We start from the raw sequence: 7,627 nt of genomic DNA, 5'->3' as shown, positions 1-7,627 counted from the left end.
CTGGTCGCCGCCCGCTGCCCCGGCGGCGAGCCGGTCTCCCGGGGGTTCGGGCCGCAGCGGCCGCTGCCGGACCTCACGGCCCTGCGGCCGCTCGCCGTCCGGGCCCTCGACCGGATCCTCGCCGACCGGGCCGATGCGGTCGCGAGCTGGACGGACCCGCGGGACGGCCGGGAGTGGCTCGCCGGACTCGTGCGCCTGCGCGAGGTCCTGGCGGCGCCGTTGCCCGGCAGGCCTCAGAGCGCGGGGGCCGTCGCGGGGACGCGGGCGCCGGCGAAGGTCACCGAGCGGCGGACGCGGAAACCGAGCGACTCGTAGAGCCGCAGGGCGCCGGTGTTGTCCTCGGCCACGTGCAGGAAGGGCCGCTCGCCGCGGGCCCGGATCCCGGCGGCGACCGCTCTGACCAGCCGGGTGCCGAGGCCCTGGCCGCGGTGCGCGTCGTCGGTGCAGACGGCGCTGATCTCGGTGTGGCCCGGCGGGTGGAAGCGTTCGCCGGCCATCGCGACCAGGACGCCGTCGCGGCGGATGCCGAGGTAGCTGCCGAGTTCGACGGTGCGCGGCAGGAAGGGGCCGGGCCTGGTCCGCTCGACCAGGGCCAGCATCTCGGGCACGTCGGCCGGACCGAGCCGGACGGCCTCCGGGTCGGGGGCCGCGGCCACGCCCTCGTCGACGAGCTGGATCCCCTCGATCCGGAAGGTGACCTGCCAGTCCGCGGGCGGCGGGACGGAGACGGCCGCCGTCACCACGTGCCCGCCGGGGCCCGCGAGCACGGCGGCGTCGGCCCAGTCCTCGGCCCCGGGCTCGTCCGGCATGCCGAGGAAGGGGGTGACGTCCGCCGGGTAGTGCAGCAGGCGCCCGAACCGGCCGGCGAACAGCGCGTGCGGCCCGGCCAGCGCCGCGCGCACGGGGTTGTCCAGCGGATGGGTGCCGTTCGTGGTGGACATGCGTTCCCCTGCTCGGATCGGTGGTGTCGATGACAGCACCGGAGGCGGCCGGATCCTTCCCGCCGCCCCGGGCCTCCCACCGGGCGGGGAGCGGTCAGGCCGCGTCGGGCGCCGGGCCGAGGACGTCGTCGACCTCGGCGAGGAACTCCCGCCACGGCTCGGAGGCGCTGTCGCCGCCCTCCTGCTGGGCGGCGGCCGAGGTGTGCATGATCCACCAGCGGAAGCCGTTCCAGAGGTGCTCGCTCCCGGGCGGGAGCAGCACCTGCGCCTCGGCCAGCCGCCCCAGCATCGCGGGTTTGGCCTCGGCCAGCGGTGCCCCCTCGTCCAGGGAACGCTGGTAGTCGCCGAGCTCGTCGAAGAGGACCCTCAGCCGGGTCAGGTCGGTCATCCGTCACCACCTCGTGCACATGGGGGCGCCGCATGCTGCCGTTCGCGGGATCAACCCCAAGTCGTCACGCTGTCTGCGCAGTTGTGGCCGTCATGCTAGGCCGGTCGGCGGCGGTCCCACCGGGATTCCGGGCTTTCGCACGGAATCGGACCGAACCGGTCCCGATCGGTCCGGCCTGCGGGCGATACCGGCCCGGCCCTGTCAGCCGGGTCGCTGCGCCAGGGTCCGGAAGGTCACCGAGACCCGGCGGCCGCGCGGCACCCTGCCGTCCGGCCCCGGGTCGCTGCGGCGGGCGGGGATCGCGTGGCGCCAGGCGTACCGGGCGGGGCCGGTCAGCACGGTGAGGCCGCCCGGCGCGAGCGGCACCGGGACCCGGCGCCCGCCCGCCGGGTCGGTGAAGTCCATGACGGCGGCGGAGCCGAGCGAGAGCGCGGCCACCACCGGGCCGAAGCAGGGGACGCAGTCCACGTGCGCACTGATGCCCTGGCCGGGCAGGTACTCGTTGACGATCACCTGCTCGGCCGGGGCGTCCAGGCGTCCTTCGTCGAGGAGCCGGGCGGCCAGGGCGAGCGCCCAGTCCGGCAGCGGCGGGGCGGGCTCGGCGGCCGGCCCGGCGGCCAGGCCGCGCCGGCCGTAGTCGTACCGGTGGCCGTAGTGCTGCACCCGCCGCCGCAGCTGCGCCGACCAGGGCTCGGCGTCGATCTTCGCCAGCAGCCCGGCGCAGCCCCGCTCGGCCAGCCAGCCGTCCACCTGCACCAGCCCGGGCACGCCGGCCCCCGCCGCACTCCCCCGGTTCTCGGACATGGCCGCAGGCTAGCCCTGCCCACCGACATCCGGCCGTTCCCGGCGGAGGGGTACGGTCGGTCGTCGATCACGATCTTCGGAGGGGGACCATGGACACGGACGAGACCGCACGGCCCGGCCGCGCCCGCTGGACGGCGGTCGTGCTGGCCAATCTCCTCACCGGCTGCCTCGGCGTGCCCGCGCTGCTCGTGCTCCTGCTCTTCGTGCAGAGCTACCCGCTGGTCTGGATCGGCCTGGGCAGCAGGGATCCGAACGACAACGACGGGATCCTGCCGTGGATCCTCCTGCTGGCCCCGCTGTGGGCGGGCACCGTCGCGCTCTGGTTCCTCGTCAACCTGGGGGTGGCCCGGCTGACGGGCCTGCGCGGCCGGCGGTTCTGGTGGACGGGCGCGGGCCTCTCCGCCGTCCCGACCGTGCTGCTCGCCTTGTACAGCGCGATCTGATCAGGGCGCTGCGGACCGGCTCAGCAGGCGATCGGGGACGGTCCCGGGGCGACGTCGTCGAACCAGAGGGTGTCGTCGCCGACGCCGTAGCCCTCCCGGCCGAGGCGCAGCGCGGTCGGGCGGGGCGGACGGGTACGGGCGGCGGTGCGGGGCATGGCGGTACGTCCTTTCGCAGACCTGGCGGGGGGTGGTGCGGGGCACCCGTGGACCGGGTGCCCCGCACGGGCTGCGGCAGGCCGTGCTGCGCTGTCAGCTGCAGGCGGCGCCGTTGAGCGTGAACTGCCCGGGCAAGGTGTTGCTGCCGGAGTAGGTGCCCTGGAAGCCGAAGCTCGCGGTGGCCCCGGGGGCGAGGGTGCCGTTCCAGCCGGCGTCCTTGGCGGTGACGGCGGCGCCGGTCTGGGTGACGGTGGCGTTCCAGGCGTTGGTGATGCGCTGGTCGCCGGGGTACGTCCAGCCGGCCGTCCAGCCGTTGACGGTGGTGGTGCCGGTGTTCTTGACGGTGACGGTCGCGGTGAAGCCGGTGCCCCAGGCGTTGTCGACCTTGTAGGCCACGGTGCAGGGGGCGGTGGGCGGGGCGGTGTCGTCGTCCGCCTCGGTGGCGGTGAAGGCGCCGGCCTCGACCCCGGTGCCGCCCGCGGTGAAGACGGCGCTGCCGTTGGCGGTGTCGGCGTCCTGGGCGGCGGAGACGGTCACCTGCTGGGCGGTCGCCCAGTTCGCGGGCGTGAACACCAGGGAGGCGGCGGCGGCGAGGTCGGTGTCGCCCGAGGTGCGGGCGACGGTGACGGTGACGTTCTGCGCGGGGGCGGCGGACAGCCGGACGGCGACCGCGGCGGAGCCACCCTCGGGGACGGTCACCGCGGCCGGGGCCACCTGTACGGCGGGCACGGTCGGCTGCGGCCCGCCCGGGTGCTCCGCGGCGAAGGCGGCGAGCCAGGCCAGCGGCGCGTTCCAGTTGATCGCGACCTCGTTGGTGGAGTACGAGCCGATGTCGTCGACGTAGCAGGCGGCGGGGGCGCAGCCGGTCAGCTTCTCGGCCGCGACCGGGTCCTGCAGGCCGGAGTCGGGGCCGCCGGCGAAGGAGCCCGCGGGCGGGTGCGGCAGCGAGGCGTCGTTCTGGTGGGCCCAGAAGCGGTGGTGCTGGTTCTCGGAGGCGTTCTCGCCGTAGCCGGTGACGTAGGAGCGGTCGAGCGCGTTGCGGCCGAGCAGGTAGTCGAGGGACTCCAGGGCGCCCGCCCGGTAGCGCTGCTGGCCGGTGAGTTCGTAGGCGACGGCCATCACCACGGCGTCGTTGGCGACGGAGCTGTTGGAGCCCCAGACGTAGCCGTCGGCGGCGATCGGGACGGCGTAGCCCTGGCCGGCCATGGTGGCGAGGTACCCGTCGGCGGCGGTGGTGAGCCGGCCGCGGAGGCGGGCGAGGTCGTCGGCGGGCAGGGCGACGCCGGGGACGGTGGCCAGGGTGATCCGGCCGAGGGTGGCGGTGCCGCCCCACCAGAAGGCGTCGGCGGGGGCGGTGTGCAGGGCGGAGGAGGTGACGGCGTCGCGGTACTGCGCCTCGCCGGTGGTGGCGAGGAGTTCGGCGGCGGCCCAGTAGAACTCGTCGGAGACGTCGGTGTCGTCGTAGGCGCCGCCGCCGGTGCTGTCGGTGCCGGGGGCGAGGACGTTCGGGTCGGCCTTGGCGGCGGCCCAGGCGCGGCGGGCGGAGTCTAGGCACTTGGCGGCGAAGGCGGCGTCGTACGGGGCGTAGACGCGGGCGCACTGGGCGGCGGTGGCGGCCAGGTTGAGCGTGGCGGCGGTGGACGGCTTGTGCAGTTCGCGTTGCTGGGAGTCGAGTTCGGGGCGGGTCGGCAGTCCGGTCCACTGGGCGTCGTGGACCTTGTGGAAGGCCATGCCGGCCATCGGCTTCCCGGCGGGGACCTGCATCCGCATCAGGAAGTCGAGCTCCCAGCGGGCCTCGTCGAGCACGTCGGGGACTCCGTTGCCGCGCTCGGGCACCTTCAGGGTGGAGTCGCCGAGGGCGGCGTCGGTGCCGGCCCGGTGGGCGCGTTCGAAGGAGTTGACCAGCTGCCAGGTGGCGATGCCGCCGTTGACCACGTACTTGCCCTGGTCACCGGCGTCGTACCAGCCGCCGCGGACGTCCAGGTTGTAGTCGCAGACCCCGGCCTGGCAGGGCACCGAGGTGTCGCCCTTGTTGGGGGCGACGCCGAGGTGGCCGGCCGGGCGGGCCCAGGCGGCGCCGGCGAGCGAGGCGTCGATCGGGATGCCGCTGCGCTGCTGGTAGAAGAAGGACATGCTGTCGGCGCGCAGGCCGTCGTAGAGCGCGGCCGAGATGCCGAAGGGGTGGCTGGCGCGGCCGTCGACGACCAGGGTGTAGCCCGTCCCCGCGGTGCCGTAGGCGGTGAAGTCGACCAGGTGGGTGGCCTGGCCGGAGGCCGGGTCGGCGCCGTGCACGGTGGTGGAGCCGGAGGCGACGGCCGTCCCGGCGGCGTTGCGCAGCTGCCAGGCGAGCGGGGCGGTGGCGCTGCTGACCACGGTGGCGCGCTTGGGGCCGTCCGGCAGGTAGCCGAGCTGGTTGACCCGGACGGGGGTGTCGGCGGCAGCAGCGGCGGTGGCCGCGGTGGCGGGGGCGGCGGCGAGCGCGCCGGTCAGCCCGGTGGCGGCCAGGGCGAGGCCGGTCAGGACGGCGGCCGCGCGGCGCGGCAGCCGGCGGGCGGCGGTGGCTGGAGGCACGGGTGGGGGCCTTCCTGGGACGGGGAACGGGGTGGGGATTCGGGCAGCGCAGCGTGGGAGCGCTCCCAAAGGCCAGTGAAGCCAGTCGCCGAGAGCACGTCAAGAGGCGTGCACGCGGCGCCCGTTCAACGATCCCGAAGGGAGCGCTCCAGCGGCGAAAGCGAGTAGACGGCGTCTACGAAGCTGGTGTAGACACTGTCTACCATGGACGAGGAGAACATCGGGCTGCGTGAGCGGCTGATCGGGGCCGGGGTCGAACTGCTGGCCGCCGAGGGGGTGCAGGCCCTCACCCTGCGCGAGATCGCCCGCCGCGCCGGCGTCTCGCACGGCGCGCCGCGGCGGTACTTCCCCACCCATCTGGAGCTGCTGTCCGCGATCGCCCGGCGGGGATTCGCCGAGCTCGGTGACCGCGTCGCCGCAGCCGTCGCCGACGGGCCGCAGGAACCGAGGGAGCGACTCACCGCCCTCGGCCGGGCCTATCTCGAGTTCGCCCGCACCGAACGCGGAATGTTCGAGCTGATGTTCCGCCACGACCTGCTGGAGAGCAACCGGCTGGGCCTCCGGGAGACCAGCCTGCCGCTCTTCGAGGTGCTGGTGCACCTCGTCTCCCGGGCCCGCCCGCACGGCGGCACCGAACCAGCGGTCGCCGCCGCCGCGCTCTGGGCCAACCTGCACGGCACCGCCCAACTCTGGTCCTGGGGAAGCCTGCAGCTCGCCGCCGGCACGGAGGACGTCGAACTGCTGCTGCGCGCCGCACTCGACGCCCATCTCGGGACGGTGCAGCCATGAGCCCCTCCCCCCGGCTCACCCTGGCCGCGAGCACCACCGGCGCCGTCCTCGTCGCACTGGACGGCACCGTGCTGACCGTCGCCCAGCCCGCCCTGCAGCGCGACCTGCACACGGACTTCGCCCAGGTCCAGTGGACCAGCACCGGCTACCTCATCGCCGTGGCGAGCCTGCTGATCCTGGCCGGGCGGCTCGGCGACCGGTACGGGCACCGGCGGGTGTTCGCCGTCGGCACGCTCGGCTTCGGCGCGGCCTCGGCCGGCATCGGGCTCGCCCCCGGCATCGGCTGGGTGATCGCCCTGCGGGTCGTCCAGGGCGTCTTCGGCGCCCTCCTGCAGCCCGCCACCCTCGGCATGCTCCGCGCCGCCTACCCGCCGGAACGGCTCGCCACCGCCGTCGCGATCCGGACCAGCGCCATCGGCGCCGCGGCAGCAGCCGGCCCGGTCCTCGGCGGGGCCCTGGTCACCGCGCTCGGCTGGCGGGCCGTGTTCGCCCTCAACGTCCTTCCCGCACTGGTGATCGGTGTGCTGGCGCTCGGCCTCCGCGGCACACCCCCGGCGCCCTCCGCACCCGTACGGCTCGACCCGGTCGGCGCCGCGCTGCTCGGCACGGCCCTGGCCTGCCTGGTGCACACCCTGGTCGGCCTGCCGGAGACCGGGTGGACGGCGTCCGCCGCCCTCGGGGCCCTCGTCTCCGCGGCGGCCGGCGCCGCCTTCGTCCGGCACGAACGGCGCACCGCAAGCCCGCTGGTGCCCCCGGACCTGGTCGGTTCCCGGGCCGTGGCCGCCTCGCTCGGCGTCCTGGTCGCCGCCTCCGCGGCCATGTTCGGCACGCTCTTCCTCGCCGGCTGGTATCTGCAGGACGTCCTGGCGCTGGACCCGTTCTCGGCCGGCCTGCGTGCGCTGCCGCTGGCCGCCGCCATGGTGCTCGCCGCACCGCTCGCCCCCGTCCTGCTGAAGCGGCACGGGCCGCGGCGGACCATCGCCTCGGCCATGGCGCTGCTCACCGCCGGCGTCCTGGTGCTCGCCCGGCTGGACCGGACGGCCGGGGCGCTGTCCACCGGTGCCGGATTCCTGTTGATGGGGGCCGGGTTCGGCACGGTGATGGTCGCCGCGACGGCGATGGTCGTCCGCCGGGCCGCCACCGCCCACGCCGGGGTGGCCGGCGGACTCCAGCAGACCGCCATGAACACCGGCCCCGCCCTCGGCGTGGCCACCGCCACCACCGCCCTCGCCCTCTTCTCCGGCACCCCGCACCCGGCCGGCCCCGCCCTGGAGAACGCCCTGGGCCCGTCCTTCGCCCTCCTCGCCCTCGCCGGCACCGCGGGCACCGCCCTCGCCCTGGCCCTCCCCCACCGCACGGCCCCCGCCGACCCGGCCTCCTCCGACCCGGCCCCCGCCGACCCGGCCTCCTCCGACCAGGCCCCCGCCCACGCGGGTCCACGGCGGTCGGGCACCTCGTAGGGGCGCGGGGCGGCCTCCGGCCCGGGGTTTCACGGGCGCTAGGGTGTCGCGGACCGTCCGCATGATCGACACCGC

At 75.9% G+C, this 7,627-nt stretch carries 9 protein-coding genes; 4 read left to right on the top strand and 5 right to left on the bottom strand.

Features of this window, described 5'->3' with window-relative positions; genetic code table 11:
* On the top strand, positions 1-315 hold a 315-nt coding region (locus tag ABD353_RS22465), incomplete at its 5' end, for a DUF4259 domain-containing protein (protein ID WP_486326984.1).
* Here ABD353_RS22465 and ABD353_RS22460 read toward each other — a convergent pair.
* The 3 genes from ABD353_RS22460 to ABD353_RS22450 form a co-directional block, all read right to left on the bottom strand.
* Positions 234-941, bottom strand: a complete 708-nt coding sequence (locus ABD353_RS22460) for a GNAT family N-acetyltransferase (RefSeq protein ID WP_344625443.1) — start codon at positions 939-941, stop codon at positions 234-236. The genes ABD353_RS22465 and ABD353_RS22460 overlap by 82 nt on opposite strands.
* 94 nt (positions 942-1,035) lie before the next feature.
* Positions 1,036-1,329: a hypothetical protein gene (locus tag ABD353_RS22455; RefSeq protein WP_344625442.1), complete on the bottom strand. Its 294-nt coding sequence runs from the start codon at positions 1,327-1,329 to the stop codon at positions 1,036-1,038.
* A gap of 201 nt (positions 1,330-1,530) precedes the next feature.
* Positions 1,531-2,133: an alpha-ketoglutarate-dependent dioxygenase AlkB gene (locus ABD353_RS22450; protein WP_344625441.1), complete on the bottom strand. Its 603-nt coding sequence runs from the start codon at positions 2,131-2,133 to the stop codon at positions 1,531-1,533.
* An 89-nt stretch (positions 2,134-2,222) separates the two neighbouring features.
* On the opposite strand from ABD353_RS22450, the gene ABD353_RS22445 reads away from it, so the two are divergent.
* The gene (locus ABD353_RS22445; RefSeq protein WP_344625440.1) at positions 2,223-2,576 is read left to right on the top strand and encodes a hypothetical protein; all 354 of its coding nucleotides are present in this window, start codon (positions 2,223-2,225) and stop codon (positions 2,574-2,576) included.
* A 20-nt stretch (positions 2,577-2,596) separates the two neighbouring features.
* Here ABD353_RS22445 and ABD353_RS22440 read toward each other — a convergent pair whose 3' ends face one another.
* Together ABD353_RS22440 and ABD353_RS22435 are read right to left on the bottom strand one after the other, a co-directional pair.
* Positions 2,597-2,731, bottom strand: coding sequence for a hypothetical protein (locus ABD353_RS22440; protein ID WP_344625439.1), 135 nt, complete (start codon positions 2,729-2,731; stop codon positions 2,597-2,599).
* A gap of 94 nt (positions 2,732-2,825) precedes the next feature.
* A complete protein-coding gene (locus ABD353_RS22435) occupies positions 2,826-5,303 on the bottom strand; it encodes a glycoside hydrolase family 9 protein (protein WP_344625438.1) in 2,478 nt (825 codons plus the stop codon).
* Between the two features lie 204 nt (positions 5,304-5,507).
* On the opposite strand from ABD353_RS22435, the gene ABD353_RS22430 reads away from it, so the two are divergent.
* Together ABD353_RS22430 and ABD353_RS22425 are read left to right on the top strand one after the other, a co-directional pair.
* Positions 5,508-6,092 carry a TetR/AcrR family transcriptional regulator gene (locus ABD353_RS22430; protein ID WP_344625437.1) on the top strand — a complete coding sequence of 195 codons (585 nt, stop codon included), beginning with the start codon at positions 5,508-5,510 and terminating at the stop codon, positions 6,090-6,092.
* Positions 6,089-7,552 (top strand): MFS transporter, encoded by a 1,464-nt coding sequence (locus ABD353_RS22425; protein ID WP_344625436.1) that lies wholly within the window; start codon positions 6,089-6,091, stop codon positions 7,550-7,552. Before ABD353_RS22430 ends, ABD353_RS22425 begins: the two co-directional genes overlap by 4 nt.
* The last annotated feature ends 75 nt before the right edge of the window (positions 7,553-7,627 follow it).

The sequence above is a fragment of the Kitasatospora arboriphila genome (genome assembly GCF_039528095.1).
In the GTDB taxonomy this organism is placed as follows: Bacteria; Actinomycetota; Actinomycetes; order Streptomycetales; family Streptomycetaceae; genus Kitasatospora; species Kitasatospora arboriphila.
This window is presented reverse-complemented; position numbering and strand designations above follow the sequence as displayed.